The following is a 17692-nucleotide window of genomic DNA, read 5'->3' as shown; positions in this document are numbered from 1 at the left end:
GGCAATCACGCGGAAACGGATGGTCACCACATGCACGGAACGGTCGGACTCATCGGCGCGGGCGGCATCGCCAACGCGCATCTACCGGCCTGGCTCGACCTCGGCTACGACGTCGTGGTCTTCTCCGTCGCCGACGACGCGGAGCAGCTCATCGCCCGGCACGGCGGCGGCCGGCCCGTGGCCGACCTGGCGGCGCTGTTCGGCGCGGCCGACGTCGTCGACATCTGCACGCCCACGCACACCCACCGCGAGCTGGCCCTCGCCGCCCTGGAGCACCGCCTCCCGACCGTGTGCGAGAAACCCCTGACCCGCACCCTGGCGGAGGCGGAGGATCTCGTCGCGCGGTTCGCCGAGGCCGGGGTGCCGCTCTTCCCGGCGCACGTCGTCCGGTACTTCGCCGAGTACGAGGAGCTGTGGAACGCGGTGCGGCGCGGCGACGTGGGCCGGGTCGGCGTGCAACGCCACACCCGGCAGGGACGCAGCCCGCGCAGCGGCTGGTACCTGGACGAGCACCGCTCCGGCGGCGTGCTCCTCGACCTCATGATCCACGACATCGACATCGCCCGCTGGATCGGCGGCGACGTCGAGCGGGTGTTCGCCCGGACGAACGTCGTGGACGGCAGCCAGAGCACCCAGGCGTTCCTGACGCATGCCGGGGGCGCGATCTCGCTGCTCACCGCGACCTGGACCACGGCTCCCATCGAGTTCCGCACGCAGTTCGAGGTCGCGGGCTCCGACGGCGTCGTGCACGGCGACTCCGCCGAGCGCCGCGCCTTCCGCTACCAGGGAAGCGCCGAGCCCGGCGCGGACCTCCTTCCCGACTTCTCCCCGCTGACCAGCCCCTACCGCGCCGAGCTGGCAGATTTCCTGCACTCCGTCACGAGCGGCGCCGCGCCGAGGGTCACCGCCCTCGACGGCCTTGAGGCCATGCGCATCGCCGACGCCGTGGCCCGCTCGGCCGCCAGTGGCCTGCCCGTCGACCTTCAGCCCGCCACGGAAGAGGTTTCTGCCGCATGAGGATCGGACTCCTCTCCTTCGCCCACCTGCACGCGACCGAATACGCCGCCGCCCTGCGACGTGCCGGCGACATCGAGATCGCGGCGTGCGACCCCGGCCACGCCGACCGCCCCGCCGGCGAGCTCGGCGGCCGGGCGCTCGCCGACGCGCTCGGCGTCGGCTACTTCGAGACCGAGGAGGACCTCTGGGCGTGGCGGCCGGACGGCGTGGTGATCTGCGCCGAGAACGTCCGGCACCGCGAGCTGGCGGTGCGCGCGGCGGCCGAGGGCGTGGCCGTGCTGTGCGAGAAGCCGCTGGCGACGTCGCTCGCGGACGCGGCCGAGATGCTCGACGCCGCGCGGGCCGCGGGCACCTTGCTGATGACGGCGTTCCCGGTCAGGTTCGCCCCCGCCTACGCCGAACTGCGCGCGGCGGTACGACGCGGAGACCTCGGCCGGATCGTCTCCGTCGCGGCCACGAACTGCGGCGGCGTGCCCACCACCCGGGACTGGTTCGTCGACCCGGCGCGCAGCGGCGGCGGCGCCCTGACCGACCACGTCGTGCACGTGGCCGACCTGCTCGCCGACCTCCTGGACGAGGACCCCGTCGAGGTGTACGCGATCGCCAACACGATCCCGAACCCGGGCCGCGACGGCGCCGCCGCACCGGTCGAGACGGCCGGGCTCGTCTCGCTGCGTTACCGCGACGGCGCCATCGCCTCGATCGACTGCTCCTGGTCGCGGCCGCCCGGCCGGCCCAACGCCGGTGACCTGGTCACGCTGACCGTCGTCGGCACCGAGGGCGTGGCCGAGATCGCGCCCTTCGCCGGCGTCCTCACCGGCTGGAACAGCCAGGGCGCGGTCGCCTCCGGTTACGGCGCGCCGCTGGACGACCTGCTGATCCGCGCCTTCCTCGACGCGGTCCGCACCGGTGAGGCCCGCCAGCCCGACGCGCGGGCGGGCTACCGCACCGTCGCGCTGGTCGAGGCGGCGTACCGGTCGCTGACCGGGGCGGTCCCCGTGCGTCTTGAGATGGGGAACCGATGAGCCGCGGCCTGGCCGGCATCGCCCTGTCCGTCGCGGTCGCCGCGGCCCTGGCCGTCGTGCCCGGCCACGCCGCCACTGCCGCCGCCACTGCCGCCGCCGCTGCCGCCACCGCTGCCGCCGAGACGCCGGCCTCCCGTACGACGGTGACCTTCACCGACACGCACGAGGTGCTGCACGGCAACCCGTACACCGGCACCGCCTTCGACATCAACTCGCCCAAGCCCGCCGGCAAGCGCGGCTACGTCTTCACCGACGATCCCGCGATCACCGCGTTCGTCGACGGCGAGGAGAAGATCCCCGACGACGCGGACATCGTCCGGCTGCAGATCGCGTGGGCCGACTTCGAGCCCGAGGACGACGCCTTCACCTGGGACCGCCTGGACGCGTTCATGAAGCGCGTCGTCGAGCAGGGCAAGACCGTCGAGTTCCAGCTCCTCATGTCCGAGGCGCCCGACATCGATAACGACCCCAGCGTCTTCGCCTACGAGTACCCGCCCGCCTGGCTGTTCGACAAGCTCGGCGCGGGGTTCCGGCTCGCGCCGTACAACACGGTCTACAAGTCGCGGCAGCCCATCTACCACGACCCGATCTACCTCGCCGAGCTCAAGGAGGCGGTCGGCGCCTTCGCCGCCCGCTACGACAGGAACCCGGGGATGGCCTGGGTCGACCTGCGCGCCTTCGCGCTGTTCGGCGAATGGTCGGGCTGGAACGACGCGATGAACTTCCCGTGGCCCGACAACGCCACCCGCTCGGCGACGCTGCGCGCGATCATCGACATCTACGCCGACGCCTTCACCGAGACGATGGTCATGATGCCGAACCCCGGCGCGGACGTGATCGCGTCCGACCCCGACGCCGACACGCAGGCCAAGCGGTACGTCGCGTTCGGCTACGACCAGGCCGCCCGCAACGAGAACTGGGGCCTGCGGTCCGACACCGTGAACAGCGCGTTCCCGTGGATGCAGTACGGCACCGGCAGCGAGAACGTGTGGATCAACCGCAAGCTCCGCCGTGACCTCATCCAGGTCTCGGAGGGAGCGGGCTGGGACAGCGGGATCATGCTGAACAACCCGCGGCTCGTGGTCAAGAACGCGCTGGAGGGCTACCACTCGAACCTCCAGGGCATCAACAACACGAGCTTCGCGCAGTGGCAGGCGATGAAGGACGCCTACGGCGAGTGGTTCACGACGCTCGGGCGTTACTCCGGCTACCGCTTCCTCATGCCGCGGGCGACGTACGACTCGCGGGTCACGCCCGGTGGCCGCTTCACGCTCGCCCACACCTGGACCAACAACGGCGTCGGCTTCAGCCCGCGCAGGTACCCGCTGGAGGTGCGCTTCACCGACCGCGCCACGGGCGAGGTGGTGTGGCGCGGCACCGACGACTCGCTCGACCAGACGAAGTGGTTCAAGGGGGACGTGCGCGAGCTGCGATCGGCGTTCACGCTGCCCGCCGGCGTCCCGGCCGGGACCTACGACGTCGCGGTGGCCATGCTCGGCGCCGACGGCGAACCGCGCATCGAGCTGGCCATGCCGGACGGCGCCGGCAAGGTGTACCCGATCGGCACGGTCGAGGTCGTGCCCGGGGTCACGCCGCCGGCCGCGCTCGCGGCGCCGCTCGTCCAGTTCAAGGTCGAGAACGAGGACTACACCGAGGCCAGGGGCGCGTACGGCGTCGAGGCGCCGCCCGAGGGCGGCTTCGGCTCGGTCTACCTGGACGAGGCCGGCGAATGGGCCGAGTACGACAACGTCGTGGTGCCCGCGAGCGGGACCTACCGGGCCGAGTTCCGCGTGTCGTCCGAGCAGGGCAACCGGTTCCGGGTCGAGGTGGACGGCCGGGACGCGCTCGGGACGGTCACCGTGCCGGACTCCGGCGGCTACAACGTCTACCGGACGGTCGAGCGCGACCTCACCCTCTCCGAGGGCCGCCACACGATCCGGATCATCCGCGAGGACGGCCGCTGGTTCTTCATGAACTGGATGCGGTTCACCCGCGAGCGGCCCGAGTCGATCACGATCCAGGCCGAGAAGCCCACCGCGCAGGAGGGCGTCTGGCTCGCCGCCGAGGACGCGGTCAACGACGACGGAACCCCCGGCGTCTCCGTCGTCGACACCGGCGACTGGCTGCGGTACGACGACGTCGAGATCCCCGCGAACGGCGACTACCTGCTGCAGTTCCAGTACTCGACGGTCAACGCCGACCCGCTGAGGTTCCGGGTCGAGGTCGACGGGGCCGACGTCTCGGGCGTGCTGAGCCTGCGCGACACGGGCGGGGTCAACCGGATCAGGACCGAGGACTTCGTCGTCGGGCTGACCGCCGGCAGGCATGCGATCAAGGTGGTGTGGACGGAGGCCCACTCCAACATCGTGTGGAACCGGATGCGTCTCGACCTGCAGGGCGCCGCCTCGCAGACGATCGAGGCGGAGCACTACACCATGCAGTGGAACCTGGGCCAGGAATGGGCCTGGAAGGGGGCCGACACCGGCGTGGTGGTGGGCGCGTACCAGGGCGCCGACGGCCCCGTGCGGGCGGTCGGCCACGTGGACGAGGGCGACTACCTGCGCTACGAGAACGTCTTCGCGCCGCACACCGGGCTCTACCGGGTCGGGTTCACCGCCGCGTCCGGCAAGGGCACCTCCTTCCGCTTCGAGGTGGACGGCGACCGGTACCCGGTGCACGTGCCGGACACCGGCGGCGACGGCCACTTCACCACCGTCGGCACCTGGGTGAAGCTCACCGCGGGCGCGCACACGTTCCGGATCGTCGCCGAGGGGAGCGGCCTGCTGCTCGACGCGTTCACCGTCACCGCGGGCACCGCCGCGACCAAGGCGCTCGTCGTGACCGGCGCGACCGCGCTCAAGGCGGGCGAGAGCGCCACGCTCACCGTCGAGGCCGTGCGCGCCGACGGCAGCCGCATCCCGGTCTCCGACGGCGTCACCTACGTCAGCTCGGACCCGTCGGTCGCGACGGTGGACGCGCACGGCGTGGTGAAGGCGGTGTCCTGGGGCTCGACGACCATCACGGCGATCCACGACGGCCTCTCGGACGGCTACCCGCTGACCGTCACCGACCCCGCGCTGATCCTCACCCACGTCAACGACGACGACCAGCGGGTGAGATACTCCGGCGCCTTCGGCGTGGACCGGAACCGCGGCCTCGGCGACTACGGCGACGACGTGCACTACTCCACCGAGAAGGGCGACTACGCCGAGCTCACCTTCACCGGCACCGGCATCAGCTTCCTCACCGAGCGCTACACCGACATGGGGGTCGTCGACCTCTACGTGGACGGCGAGCTGCGCGCCTCGGCCGACTGCTACGGCCCCGTCCGTCAGGGACAGCAGCGGGTGTTCCGGGCGAGCGGCCTGAAACTGGGCGAGCACACGATCCGCGTCGTGAACAGGCAGAGCGCCGCCGACACCGGACGGATCGCCATCGTGGACGCCTTCGTCGTGGAGGTGCCGCGCCCGTGGGCCGACGGCGCCGAGCTGACCGCCGAGACGAAGAAGACGTCGGTGCGGCTGGCCTGGCCCAGGTCGCCGATCGCGACCGGCTACGCCGTCTTCGACGGTGACACCGAGGTCGCCCGCGTCCCGGCGAACCGGACCAAGGCGAAGATCGGCCCACTCGTGCCGGGCCCGGCCCACACGTTCACGGTGCGGCCCGTCCTGCCGGGCGGCACGGTGCTGTCGTTCGGGCTGACGGCCGAGGTCACGCCATGACCGTCCTGCGCGAGGGACGGCTCCGCATCGAGGGAGCCGCCGACCCGGTCTCCGGGACGCTGCCGATCCTGTCCGGCGTGCGCCCTGCCACCGGGGACGGCGTGGGCGTGGACGACGAGATGCGCCGGAACCTGGTCTACGGCCGGCCGCGCTCACTCCTGCCGTACACCCGGCAGTGGGGGTACGGCCGGGACCGCGCCGAACGCGAGCTGCCCACGGTGGTCCTGGAGAACGACGTGCTCACCGCGACGTTCCTGCCGGGCTACGGCGGGCGCCTGTGGTCACTCGTGCACCGGCCCAGCGGCCGGGAACTGCTGCACCGCAACCCGATCCTGCAGCCCGCCAACCTCGCGCTGCGGGACGCGTGGGTCGCCGGCGGGGTGGAGTGGAACCTGGGCACGACCGGGCACTGGCCGCTGACCTGCGAGCCGCTGCACGCGGTCCGGGCGACCGCCGCCGACGGGACGCCGGTGCTGCGCATGTTCGAGTTCGAGCGGCTCCGGCGGCTGGTCGTGCGGATCGACGCCTGGCTGCCCGCCGGGTCGCCGGTGCTCTACGTGCACGTCTCCCTGCACAACCCCGCCGACCAGGTGACGCCGGTCTACTGGTGGTCCAACATCGCCGTGCCGGAGAGCGAGAGGGTCCGGGTGCTCTCCCCGGCCGAGCACGCCTTCCACTTCGACTACGTGAGCGATCTGCGGCACGTGGACTTCCCCGGGACGGACGGCGCCGACCGCAGCTACCCGGCGCGGGCCGTCCGGGCGGCCGATTACTTCCTGGACCTGCCCGAGGGGGCGCGCCGCTGGATCGCGGCCCTGGACGAGGGCGGGTCGGGGCTCGTCCAGACCTCCACCGGCAGGCTGCGCGGCCGCAAGCTGTTCTGCTGGGGGGCCACGACCGGCGGCCGTCAGTGGCAGGAGTGGCTGTCCGGCCCCGGCGCGCCGTACCTGGAGATCCAGGCCGGGCTCGCCAGGACCCAGCTGGAACACCTGCCGATGCCCGGCGGCGCGACCTGGTCCTGGGTCGAGGCGTACGGCCGGCTCGACGTCGACGCGGCGGCCGTGCACGGGAGCTGGCGGGAGGCGTGCGCGGCGACGGCCGAGGCCCTGGAACGGCTCGTCACTCCGGCGCGGCTGGAGGAGGCGCTGGGGCAGGCGGCGGCGTTCGGGCCGCAGGAGGAGTGGCTGGCCGAGGGCTCCGGCTGGGGCGGCCTGGAGGGGCTCGCCGGCTTCCCGCCGCCGGGCCCCGAACAGTCGCCCTGGCAGGAGTTGCGGGCCACCGGCCGCCTGCCGGTCTGCGACCCGCCCGCGTCCCCGATCACCGGACGGCGCTGGCGGGAGTCGCTGGAGAGGAGCGCGGACGACTGGCATGCGTACTACCACCTGGCTCTGATGCGCCTGGCGGACGGCGAGGACGACGCGGCCCGCGACGCCTGCGAGCGGTCGGCCGGGGCGCGCAGGACCCCGTGGGCGTTGCGCGTCCTGGCCTTCCTCGCCGCGTCGCCGGAGGAGGCGGCCGACCTCCTGCTGGAGGCGCACCGGCTGCGCCCGGACCTGCGGGAACTGGCCGTCGAGACCCTTGACGCGCTGCTCGTGGCCGGGCGGTCCGCGGCGGCGCTCGCCCTGATCGAGGCGCTGCCGTACCGCGACCACGGCCGCGTCCGGCTGGCCGAGGCCAGGGCCGCGCACGCGACCGGCGACCTCGGCCGCCTGCGCCGCCTGCTGGCGGACGGGATCCGCGTGGACGACCTGAGAGAGGGGGAGGTCTCGCTCGACCGCCTCTGGCTGGCCGTCCACCCCGGCGAACCCGTCCCGCCCCGGTACGACTTCCGCATGTCCGAACCCGGCTAGAAGTAGTCCGCCGACCAGTGGGCGGCGTTCGCCGCGCCGGTCACGGGGGCCGGGTCGCCCAGGATCGCGCGGGCCATCCCGGTGCGGTCCCGCTCCCGGACGACGCTCGCGAACAGGTGCGGCAGGGCCGGCTCGGCCCAGGTCAGCCTGGCCCTGCCGGTACGGACGCCCCTGGCCGCCGCCTCGGCGGCCAGCGCGGAGAGCACCTCGGGCAGGTCTCCGGCCACCTCCAGCACGTCCAGGACGCCGCCGTCCCATCGCACGGCGGCGTACCCGGCGTCCCCGGCCAGCAGCTCGACCGGGTCGCCGTACCAGATCGGCAGCCGGTCCCGCCAGTGCGCCTCGTCGCGCACGGCGGTCAGCGGACGCCGCGCGTTGTGCCGCTCGTACACCTCCCGCAGGATCGCCGCCTCGCCCACGGGGATCCGGCGCAGCCCCCGCCCGGCCGGGCCGGTAGGCCGCAACGGGCCGGACACCGTCCGCAGCTCGAAGCCGGTCCACTCCTTGTAGACCCCCGGCGTGCCGGTGAACAGCAGCGACCAGGCACAGCCGTCGGCCGCCATCGCCTCGGCCGCCATCGCCAGCAGCCGCCGGACGTGCCCGCGCCCGCGGACCGACGGATGGGCGGCGACGTTGGCCACGCCGCCTGCCCGCACCTCGCCGCCCTGGCCGTCGTGGAGGCGGCGCGGCAGGTAGTACACGCAGGCCGACACGTCGCCGGTCACGAACGTCCTGCCGTACCGGCCGGGGTCGGTCTCGTACAGGGGCACCACGTGCGGGGCGTCGAAACAGGCGGCCCACAGCGCGTGGAGCGCCTCCCGGTCGCCGGGACGGGCGGTGCGCAGGGACGTCATCCCATCCTCCCGAGCAGCTCCGGCGTCACCTCGTGCGCCAGCGGGACGCCGCGGGCGTACCGGGCGATCTCCTCGACCACCAGCCGGCCCTGGCGGGCCCGGCCCGAATCGGTGCCGGCCGCCTGGTGCGGGGTGAGCAGCACGTTCGGCAGCGCGCGGAACGGGTGCCCGACCGGCAGCGGCTCCTCGTCGAAGACGTCGATCGCCGCGTCCAGCCGTCCCGAACGCAGCTCGGCCAGCAGGGCGGCCTCGTCCACCAGCCACGACCTGGCGGTGTTGACCAGCCCGGCGCCGTCGGGCATCAATGCCAGCTCCCGCGCCCCGAGCAGGTGGCGCGTCTCCGGCAGCGCCGGGGCGTGCACGGCCACGATCCGGCTGGTGGACAGCAGCTCGTCCAGCTCCACGGCGCCCTCGTGGTAGGGGTCGGCGACGGTGACCTCGGCGCCGAGCGCGCGGACGAGGTCGAGGTAGGCCCGGCCGGTCCGGGAGGCGCCGATGACGCCGATCGGGCAGCCGAGGATCTCCCGCCTGGCCGGCGCCCGCTCGGCCGCCTCCCACGGCCGGCCGCCGCGCAGGGCGTGGTCGAAGCGGTGCACCTGGTGCAGCAGCGCCAGCGTGAACGTCAGCGCCACCTCGGCGACCGACCGGGCCATGGCCGCGCCCGCCTGCGTCACCCGGACGCCCCGCGCCCACAGCTCGCCGGTGACGAACGGCTTGACCGTCGCTCCGGTGTGCGCGACCAGCCGCAGCGCCGGCGCCCGGTCGAGCAGCTCGGCGGTCAGCGGCGGCACCCCCCACGAGGTCACCAGCACCTCGGTGCCGGGCAGCGCCTCGGGCAGCGCGCGGTGGTCGTCGAGCAGCCGCACGTCCCCCAGGGCCGACAGGGCGGCGGGGTCGGGGAAGAACTGCGCACGCAGCGGCGGCGGAACGCTGACCAGGACGCGCACGGCGGAGTCAGCCGAGCCAGGCATCGCGGTGCTCCGCCACGAAGTCGTCGTCGGTCAGCCACGGGTAGGCGGCGCTGACGCGGGTCAGCTCCTCGGCCTGGCCGGGGGAGAGGCCCTCGGCCGGGTCGAGGCACCAGGTGCCCGCCAGCAGGCCCTGCCTGCGCAGCACCTCGTGCACGCCGGCGATGCAACCGGCGAAGGCGTTGGCGCTGTCGAAGACGGCGGCGTTGGCGTCGGTGAGCGCCGTGGCCCGTCCCCACCACGGCGCCGGGTCGTCGCGCAGGCCGTCGACCATCTCCACCGCCGCCCGGGTCCACACCGCCCACTGGCCGAGCAGCCCGCCGGCGAAGCGCAGGCCACCGGGCAGCTCGGCCAGCAGATCGCCGATGATGTGGTCGTCGTTGCCCGTGTAGAGCGTGACCTGGTCGGCCCGGTCGGAGGCGGCCACGCCGTGCGCCACGTCCAGCGAGCGGTAGCGGTCGAACGCCGCCACCTTCACCGCGACCGTGGAGGGCTGGTCGGCCAGGGCCCGCCAGAAGCCGCGCGACAACACCGGCCCGCCGATCGCCGCCTGGAGGTAGAAGCCGACGACCGGCAGCACCTCGCCCACGGCCCGCGCCCGCGCCAGCAGGTCGTCCTCGGAGGCACCCGGCACGACCGGCGAGAGCAGCACGGCGTCGTACCCGAGCGAGGCGGCCAGCTCGGCCTCGGCCACCGCCTGCGCGGTCGGCCCGCACGTCCCGGCGACCAGCACCGGCCGCTCCCCGGCGGGCTCCCGGGCGGACTCGCGGGCGACGTCGGCGGCCAGCCGGAGGACCGGCTCCAGCAGCCCGGCCCCGCGGATCTCGAACTGGGTCGTGTGCACGCCCACGGCCAGGCCGCCGGCCCCCGCCGCCAGGTAGTACCGGGTGAGCGCGGCCTGGCGGCGCTCGTCCAGCGTCCGGTCCGCGGTCAGCGCCAGCGGGTGGGCGGGGATGACGGTCCCCGCCCGCAGGCGCGACAGCGCGGGGTTCGGCGTGGGCATCAGAATCTCCCGTCTCGTACGGCGAACTTGGTGGGTTTGCCCGACGTCGGCAGCCCGGCGGCCAGCCAGTCGGCCTGCCAGTCGACCAGCGTGCCCAGCGGCACGTGCGGGTAGCCGAAGAGGCGGTGGCAGAGCGTGGCGTCGTTCAGCAGCGCCGTCCCGGCCTCCGAACCCTCGAAGGACACCGGCGTGCCGAGGCGCGCGCCGAAGGCGGCGGCCACCCGGCGCACCGAGGCGGTCTCGGGGCCGGTCAGGTTCAGCGTGAACGGCGTGCCCGCCGTCGCGTGGGCCAGCGAGCGCAGCACGACCTCGTTGGCGTAGCCCTGCCAGACCACGTTGACGTGCCCGGTCCTCACGTCCACCGCGGCGCCGGACAGCACCCGCTGCCCGATGTCGGCCAGGACGCCGTACCGCAGGTCCACGGCGTAGTTGAGGCGGACGATCGTCACGGCCGTGCCGCGGGTGGCGGCCGCGTGCTCGAAGACGCGCTCGCGGCCGAGGCAGCTCATCGCGTACTCGCCCACCGGCCCGACCGGGTCGCCCTCGACGCTGCCGCCGGACGACAGGGGCACCAGCGGGTAGACGTTGCCCGTGGACAGCGCGGCGACGCGCGCCCCGCCGTACCGCTCGGCGACGCGGGCGGGCAGGGCCGCGTTGACGACCCAGGCCAGGTACGGCGCGGCGGACGTGCCGAACTTCGCCCCGACCATGAAGACCACGTCCGCGGCGTCGGGCAGCGTGCCCAGGTCGCCGTCGAGCAGGTCGAAGGGGACGACGTCCACGCCGTGCCCGGCCAGCGCGCCGGCCGCCGCGCGGTCGGACCAGCGGGAGACGGCGAAGACGCGGTCGGCGCCGCGCCCGGCGGCGTCCAGGCCGCGCCGGGCCAGGCGGCACAACGTGGGCCCCATCTTGCCCCCGGCGCCCAGCACGACCAGGTCGCCGGAGCCGGCGGCGAGGTCGGCGACGAGCGACTCGGACGGGCGGGTGAGGTGCTCTTCCAGATCGTCGACGGAGGTGAACATCAACCCTTGATCCCCGACATCGTGACTCCTTCGGTGAAATAACGCTGGCCGACCAGGTAGGCGGCGAAGATCGGTACGAACGCGACCGTGGCCCCGGCCAGCACGACGCTGAGCGGGACGTTCTCCGTCTGCAGGGAGGCGATGCCCACGGTAAGGGTCCGCATGTCGGCGCCGCCGCCGATGATGAGCGGCCAGAGCAGGTCGTTCCAGTGCCACAGGAAGACGAAGACGCCCAGCGTGGCCAGGATCGGCTTGCACAGCGGCAGGACGATCCTGATGAAGATCCGCCATTCGGAGGCGCCGTCGAGCCGGGCCGCCTCGAACAGCTCGTCCGGCAGGCCCATGATGAACTGCCGCATGAGGAAGACCGCCTGCGCGTTGGCGAGCGTCGGCAGGATCAGCCCCCAGTACGTGTCCACCCCGCCCAGCTCGGCGATGAGCATGAAGGTCGGGATGAGCGTCACGTGGTAGGGCACCATGACCATGGCCAGGAACGACCAGAACATGGGCTCGCGGCCGGGGAAACGTTTCTTGGCGAAGGCGTATCCGGCCAGCGAGGCCAGCAGCAGCACGGCCACCACGCTGACCACGGAGTAGATCAGCGTGTTGACCGTCCAGGTGACCAGGTCGCGCCCGCCCAGCACCTCGCCGTAGGCGCTGAAGTCGACCGGCCAGGGCAGCATGCTCTCCGGGAACGTCACGGCCGTGCCCGGCTTCAGCGACAGCACGACCATCGCGTAGAACGGGAACAGCGTGACCGGCGTGGCGACGGCCAGCAGGACGAACCTGGCGACCTTCCCGGCCCTGGTCGGCTCCAGCGCCTTGTACGGGCGGTATGTCGTCACTTCGACCTCCCGATCATCAGGCGCTGGATCAGCGCGACCACGAGGGTCATGACGAACAGCGCGACGCCGATGGCGCTGGCGTAGCCGAAGTCGAAGTTCTTGAACGCCTGCTCGTACAGGGCCATGACCAGCGTGAAGCTGCCGTGCGCCGGGCCGCCGCCGGTCATCACGTAGACCAGGTCGAACACCTGGAAGGAGTTCGTCGTCTCGATCACGGCGACGAAGAACAGCGCGGGGCGCAGCTGCGGGGCCACGATGTAGCGGAACCGCTGCCAGGTGGAGGCGCCGTCGGTGAGCGCGGCCTCCTCCAGCTCCCGCGGCAGGTCCTGCAGCCGGGCCAGGACGATCAGCATGCCGTAGCCGAACCTGGACCAGACCGAGACGATCACCAGGGCCGGGATGACCAGCGTGGTGGAGGCCAGCCAGGACTGCCCGGTGAGCTTGGTGATCGGCCCCTCGGAGGAGAACAGCCAGGTGAAGACCGTCCCGGCCAGGACCAGGCTGGTGACGACGGGCAGGAAGAAGACCGAGCGGAAGAAGGCGGCCCCGCGGAAGGCGCGGCGCACCAGCAGCGCCATGCCCACCGAGGCGGCCATCGACGCCGGCACGTACAGGATCGTGTAGATCAGCGTGATGCGCAGCGACTCCCAGAAGACGGGGTCGGCGGCCATCCGCCGGTAGTTGTCCACGCCGGTCCACTCCGGGCTGGCGCCGATGGAGGAGTCGAAGAACCCCAGCAGCACCCCGGCGACGGACGGGCCGAACCGGAAGAGCAGGAAGAGCAGGAGGCACGGCAGGACGAACAGCAGTCCGGTCCGCGCCTCCCACCGCCTGACGTCGATCGCCGCCATCAGCCACCCAGCAGCGCGTCCGCGGCCTTGGCCGCGTCGGCGAGCGCCTGCTCGGGCGTCTTCTTGCCGATCAGCGCGGCCTGGATCTCGGGAGCCAGGACGCCCATCACGTCACGCGCCTTCTCGTGCAGCGGCCCGGCCGTGGTCAGGTCGAGCGCCTTCTCCACCTCGGCCTGCACCGGGTCGGCCGCGTACAGCGAGCCGGTGGACTTGCGCGGGGAGAAGTAGCCCGAGGCCAGGTCGTAGGCCTTGCTCGGGGCGGCCCCGGTGGCGAAGCCGATCCACTTGCCCGCCGCCTCCTTGTGGTCGGACGCCTTGAGCAGGGCCAGCGAGCCGACCGTGCCGTAGGCGACCTGCTTGGCGTCGGTCAGCGGAGGCAGGACCTTGATGTTCTCCTTGCCCCAGAACGACTCGACGTCGGCGGGCAGCTGCTGCCAGGTGCAGGCCACCTTGTTCTGCGCTGTCCTGGTCTGCTCGAACTTGGGCAGCCCGGTCAGCAGGTCCTTCTCCACGTAGCCGCCGTCGGCCAGCTTCTTCAGGAAGGTCAGCGCCTTGACGCCCTCGGCGCCGCCGAAGGCCGCCGACTTGCCGTCGGGGCTGAACACGTCGCCGCCCGCCTGCCACAGCAGCGGGTAGAACGACTGGTTGAGGGTGGCGGCGGGGTCGGCCCAGTAGTTGGTGACGTCGACGTCCTTGGCCTTGAACCTCGGGGCCAGGGCGAGCACGTCGTCCCAGGTCTTGGGGAACTCGGTGACGCCGGCGGCGTCGAAGGCCTTCTGGTTGCAGACCAGCGGGTTGGCCGACATGAGGATCGGCGCGCCCATGACCTTGCCGTCGATGGTGACCGACTTCAGGGCGTTGTCCCGGTAGTCGGCCTTGTCGGCGAGGTAGGCGTCCACCGGCTCCAGCGTCCTGGCGTACTTGGGGAGCTGGTCGGGGATGAGGTAGACCACGTCGGGCGCCTTGTTGCCGGCGATCGCCGTGGACAGCGCCTCGTCGCGCTTGGCCCACGGGTAGATCTCGACCTTGACGTCGATGTTCGGGTTGGCCGCCTCGAACGCCTTGGTCTGCTCGTCCCAGAACGCCTGGTGCTTGGGCTGGTCGGCGATGTTCGGGTAGATCCACATGGTCACGGTCTGCTTCTCGTCGCCTCCGGAGCCGCCGCCGCAGGCGGTCAGCGTGCCGAGGGCGGCCGCAGCGGCGGCCAGCGCGCGCAGTCGCATGATGGTTCCTTCCTAGGATGCGGGCACGGTGACGACCGTGCCGCTGTGCCGGGCCTTCTCGGCGGCGAAGACCGCGAGGTGGCTGTGGAGCGACTCGGTGGGGCCCGAGCGCACGTGTGCGGGGTCGCCGGTGGCCAGCGCGGTGACGAAGGCGTCCATCACGCCGTCGTCGCCGCCGCCGTGGCCGTCGCCGGCGTTCGAGCCGGTCTCGGCGACGCTGCGCCGGCTGCTGCGGCCGTCGCGGAAGTCGAGGACCTCGACCGACTCGCCGTCGCCGATCAGCCGGCCGTGGGTGCCGAAGATCCTGGTCTGGCGGTGGGTCTGCTCGGTGAAGGCGGTCATGGTGAACGTCGCGGTCGCGCCGCCGGTCAGCTGCATGGCGAGCACCTGGTGGTCGACCACGTCGTTGTCGCAGGCGTAGACGCACCTGCCGTACGGGCCGGTGCGCAGGGCGTCCATGACCTGCTCCTCGTTCTCGCCGAGGACGCTGGTCGGCCAGTCGTAGCCGCGGTTCAGATACAGGCGGGGAGCCGAGTACGGGCACCCGGGCTCAAGGACGCAGTCGAGGCAGCGGTCGGCGGCCTGCTCCGGGCGCCGCTCGGGCCTGAAGTGGCCGAGCGAGCCGAAGCTGGCGACCTGCTCGATCCTGAGCCCGGTGACGTAGGTCAGCCAGTCGAGGTCGTGGGAGGACTTGGCCAGCAGCATCGGGCTGGCCAGGCGCTCGCTGCGCCAGGGGCCGCGCACGTACGAGTGCGCCTGGTGCCACCAGCCGACCGGCTCCAGGTGCTCGACGCTCATGACCTCGCCGAGCACGCCGCTGTCCACGGTCTGCTTCACCAGCGCGGTGTAGGGCGTGTAGCGCAGCACGTGGCAGACGGCGAGGAGCACGCCGGTCTCGCCGACGGCCGACACGATCTCGCGGCACTCCTCCTCGGTCGGCGCCATGGGCTTCTCGACGAGCAGCGCGTAGCCCGCCCGCGCCAGGGCGATGGCGGGCTCGACGTGCAGGCGGTCCTGGGTGGCCAGGACGACGGCGTCGGCCACCCGCTCGCGCAGCAGGTCGCGCCAGTCGCCGAACTCGCGCACGCCGGGGCCGGCCAGCCTGGCCCGGCGGGCGGGGTCGGGGTCGGCCACTGCGACCAGCTCCGCGCGATCGGGGTGCGCGGCGATCCAGGAGGCGTAGGTCTGCCCCCGGTTGCCCGCTCCCGCGACCGCCAGCGTTATCTTTCGCACCTAAATCACCAGATTTCCTGATGTGAGGACCTTCGGGCCGTCGGCCGGCAGCTCCCTGGCGACGCCCTCCTCGACGTTGCCCGTGTGCTGGACCACCTCGAAGGTCTTGATCGACAGGCGGCCGCCGCCGAACTGGCAGCCGGTCGCCGCGTAGCGGTTCCTGCCGGCGTCGAGCTGGACGTGGGCCCCGGCGTTCTGGCTGCGGACCCCGGCCAGCTGCCAGGAGACCAGCCCGGCGGCCTCCACCCGCGACAGCCCGGCCTCGGCCAGCTCGGTGCCGCCGTCGAGGCGGATGCGCTGGTCGGCCTTGCCGGCGGCGGCCAGGCCCACGTTCCTGACCGTGCAGCCGGTCAGCGACACCGAACCGGCGAAGACCAGCGGGGCCGCGCCCTCGGCGCCGTTCAGCGTCGAGCCGGACAGGCGCAGGTCGGCGCCGTTGAAGGCGTTGCCGCTCAGGCCGTGGAACGTGGTGCGGCTGACGTGCAGCGGCGCGGTCACGTTCGCCTGGACGATCTCGCTCTTGGCCGGGACGGTGAAGACGCAGCCCTCGATCAGGTTGGGCCGGCGCGACAACTTCGACTGCTGGGAGACGATCAGCGTGTGGCTGGCCGAGCAGCCGCGCATCTGCAGGCCGTCGGCGTTGACCCAGATCATGCCCGAGCCCTCCAGCGACGGCTTGCCGATGACCTGGAGGTCCTCCAGCGTCAGGTCGGTGACCTTCACCCGGGCCACGAACCACGAGCAGACGTGCTTGCGCACCGTGATGCGCTTGGCCGCCGAGCCCCAGGCCGCGCCGGAGTTGGCGAAGGTCATCAGGCCGGAGTTGCCGGTGTAGGTCAGGTCGTGCTCGTACTGGCCGTGGGTGACGAACGGGCCCTGGTCGTCGCCGTCGCCGTGGCAGTTCTCCACGTAGCAGTAGGCGCTGGCGGTGAAGTCGTTCAGGTGGCGGGCGTTGGCCGTGTGGCAGTCGCGGACGTGGCCGTACAGGCAGTAGATCTGCTGGGTCAGGTAGCCGGCCCCGCCCCAGGTCACGCTGGCGGGGTTTGTCAGGGTGCAGCGCTCGGTGCGGAAGTGGGTGGCCCAGCGCCGCATGACCAGCGGCCAGAACGTGCCCGTGCCGTGGATGCCCTCGACGTCGCAGTGGACGGCGTACTCGTAGGCCAGCGGGTGCGAGCCGGTGTACTGGTCGCCGTCCGCGACGCCCTCGAAGCGCAGGTTGCGCACGTGCACGCGCTCGACCGGCTCGACCAGGGTCCAGGTGATCGTCCGGCCGGCGGCCAGCTCCCAGCCGTTCTTGTAGTTGACCCTGATGTGCGTGCCGTCGACGATCTGGGTGACCTCGACCAGCTTCTGCAGCTCGCGCTCCCAGCGGCCGGACAGCGCGTTGACCTCGGCGCTCCACCACTGCCCGACCTTGAAGGCGGCGGAGTCGGCGACCTCGAAGACGTCCGACAGGTCGGGCACCGCGGCGCTCAGCTTGTGGCTGACCGTGGTGGCGGTGACCTTGCCGCGGAAGAACATGACTGCCGCGAACGGGTCGTCCTGGCCCGCCTTCTCGATGCCGACGGTGCGCATCGTGTGGCCGCCGAAGTCCAGCACCAGGCCGGAGCGCTGGAACTTGTGGCGCTTGACGAAGTTGAGGTCGGTGTGGGCCTCGATCCTGGCGACGGCCGGGTCGCCGACCATGGCCTCCAGCGCGGCGTCGGCGGGCGTCTTGTCGTCGAAGACGCCGAAGGCGCGGAAGTCGAGGCAGCCGTCGTGCAGCTGGATCCAGCGGCCCTTGGGCGCGGAGCCGAGCACGGTGCCGCCGTTGGCGGGCGTGGTCGAGGCCGCGTCCCAGCGGACGAGCTTGCCGCCGCCGTCGCCCGGCTTGAGATAGCCCGCGACCTGCGCCAGCGTGCCGTCCGCCAGTTTGGCGGCCTCGAAGGCGAGCAGCTCGGCGACGGTGGCGACCGCGTGCACCTCGTCCTTGGGCTTCTTGTCCGGCTCGGCGAGCGCGGGCTTGGCCATCAGGACGGTGCCGACAGCCGCTAAACCGGTGACGCGCAGGATGTCACGACGTTCCATGGGGGTGGTTCC

Annotated in this window: 13 protein-coding genes; 4 read left to right on the top strand and 9 right to left on the bottom strand. The window is 72.8% G+C overall.

Annotated elements, in window-relative coordinates; genetic code table 11:
* Positions 1-30: 30 nt before the first annotated feature.
* Genes ABZ444_RS27615 through ABZ444_RS27600 form a run of 4 tightly spaced genes read left to right on the top strand, consistent with a single transcriptional unit; the run spans position 31 to position 7614 of the window.
* Positions 31-1017, top strand: coding sequence for a Gfo/Idh/MocA family oxidoreductase (locus tag ABZ444_RS27615; RefSeq protein WP_358002662.1), 987 nt, complete (start codon positions 31-33; stop codon positions 1015-1017).
* Positions 1014-2042: a Gfo/Idh/MocA family oxidoreductase gene (locus tag ABZ444_RS27610; protein WP_358002659.1), complete on the top strand. Its 1029-nt coding sequence runs from the start codon at positions 1014-1016 to the stop codon at positions 2040-2042. The genes ABZ444_RS27615 and ABZ444_RS27610 overlap by 4 nt, the downstream gene beginning before the upstream one ends.
* Positions 2039-5764, top strand: coding sequence for a carbohydrate-binding protein (locus tag ABZ444_RS27605; protein ID WP_358002657.1), 3726 nt, complete (start codon positions 2039-2041; stop codon positions 5762-5764). Before ABZ444_RS27610 ends, ABZ444_RS27605 begins: the two co-directional genes overlap by 4 nt.
* Entirely contained in the window at positions 5761-7614 is a 1854-nt protein-coding gene (locus ABZ444_RS27600; RefSeq protein ID WP_358002654.1) for a DUF5107 domain-containing protein, read from the top strand. The genes ABZ444_RS27605 and ABZ444_RS27600 overlap by 4 nt, the downstream gene beginning before the upstream one ends.
* Here ABZ444_RS27600 and ABZ444_RS27595 read toward each other — a convergent pair.
* From ABZ444_RS27595 to ABZ444_RS27555, 9 genes are read right to left on the bottom strand one after another with little or no spacing between them, the layout of a single operon-like run.
* Positions 7611-8468 (bottom strand): GNAT family N-acetyltransferase, encoded by an 858-nt coding sequence (locus ABZ444_RS27595; protein WP_358002651.1) that lies wholly within the window; start codon positions 8466-8468, stop codon positions 7611-7613. The two genes, ABZ444_RS27600 and ABZ444_RS27595, sit on opposite strands and share 4 nt — an antisense overlap.
* A complete protein-coding gene (locus tag ABZ444_RS27590) occupies positions 8465-9439 on the bottom strand; it encodes a hydroxyacid dehydrogenase (protein WP_358002648.1) in 975 nt (324 codons plus the stop codon). Before ABZ444_RS27590 ends, ABZ444_RS27595 begins: the two co-directional genes overlap by 4 nt.
* Positions 9423-10439, bottom strand: a complete 1017-nt coding sequence (locus tag ABZ444_RS27585; RefSeq protein WP_358002645.1) for a dihydrodipicolinate synthase family protein — start codon at positions 10437-10439, stop codon at positions 9423-9425. The genes ABZ444_RS27590 and ABZ444_RS27585 overlap by 17 nt, the downstream gene beginning before the upstream one ends.
* Positions 10439-11461, bottom strand: a complete 1023-nt coding sequence (locus ABZ444_RS27580; RefSeq protein WP_358002642.1) for an NAD-dependent epimerase/dehydratase family protein — start codon at positions 11459-11461, stop codon at positions 10439-10441. Before ABZ444_RS27580 ends, ABZ444_RS27585 begins: the two co-directional genes overlap by 1 nt.
* A complete protein-coding gene (locus ABZ444_RS27575) occupies positions 11461-12306 on the bottom strand; it encodes a carbohydrate ABC transporter permease (protein ID WP_344207377.1) in 846 nt (281 codons plus the stop codon). The genes ABZ444_RS27580 and ABZ444_RS27575 overlap by 1 nt, the downstream gene beginning before the upstream one ends.
* Positions 12303-13157: a sugar ABC transporter permease gene (locus ABZ444_RS27570; RefSeq protein ID WP_352328753.1), complete on the bottom strand. Its 855-nt coding sequence runs from the start codon at positions 13155-13157 to the stop codon at positions 12303-12305. Before ABZ444_RS27570 ends, ABZ444_RS27575 begins: the two co-directional genes overlap by 4 nt.
* Positions 13157-14380, bottom strand: a complete 1224-nt coding sequence (locus tag ABZ444_RS27565; protein WP_358002639.1) for a sugar ABC transporter substrate-binding protein — start codon at positions 14378-14380, stop codon at positions 13157-13159. Before ABZ444_RS27565 ends, ABZ444_RS27570 begins: the two co-directional genes overlap by 1 nt.
* 12 nt (positions 14381-14392) lie before the next feature.
* A complete protein-coding gene (locus ABZ444_RS27560) occupies positions 14393-15613 on the bottom strand; it encodes a Gfo/Idh/MocA family oxidoreductase (protein ID WP_358002636.1) in 1221 nt (406 codons plus the stop codon).
* A complete protein-coding gene (locus ABZ444_RS27555; protein WP_358002633.1) occupies positions 15614-17680 on the bottom strand; it encodes a hypothetical protein in 2067 nt (688 codons plus the stop codon).
* Positions 17681-17692 lie beyond the last annotated feature (12 nt).

It is taken from the genome of Nonomuraea sp. NPDC005730 (assembly GCF_040630865.1).
In the GTDB taxonomy this organism is placed as follows: Bacteria; Actinomycetota; Actinomycetes; order Streptosporangiales; family Streptosporangiaceae; genus Nonomuraea.
Note: the sequence above shows the minus strand (reverse complement) of the source record. Positions and strands in the feature narration are given on the sequence as shown.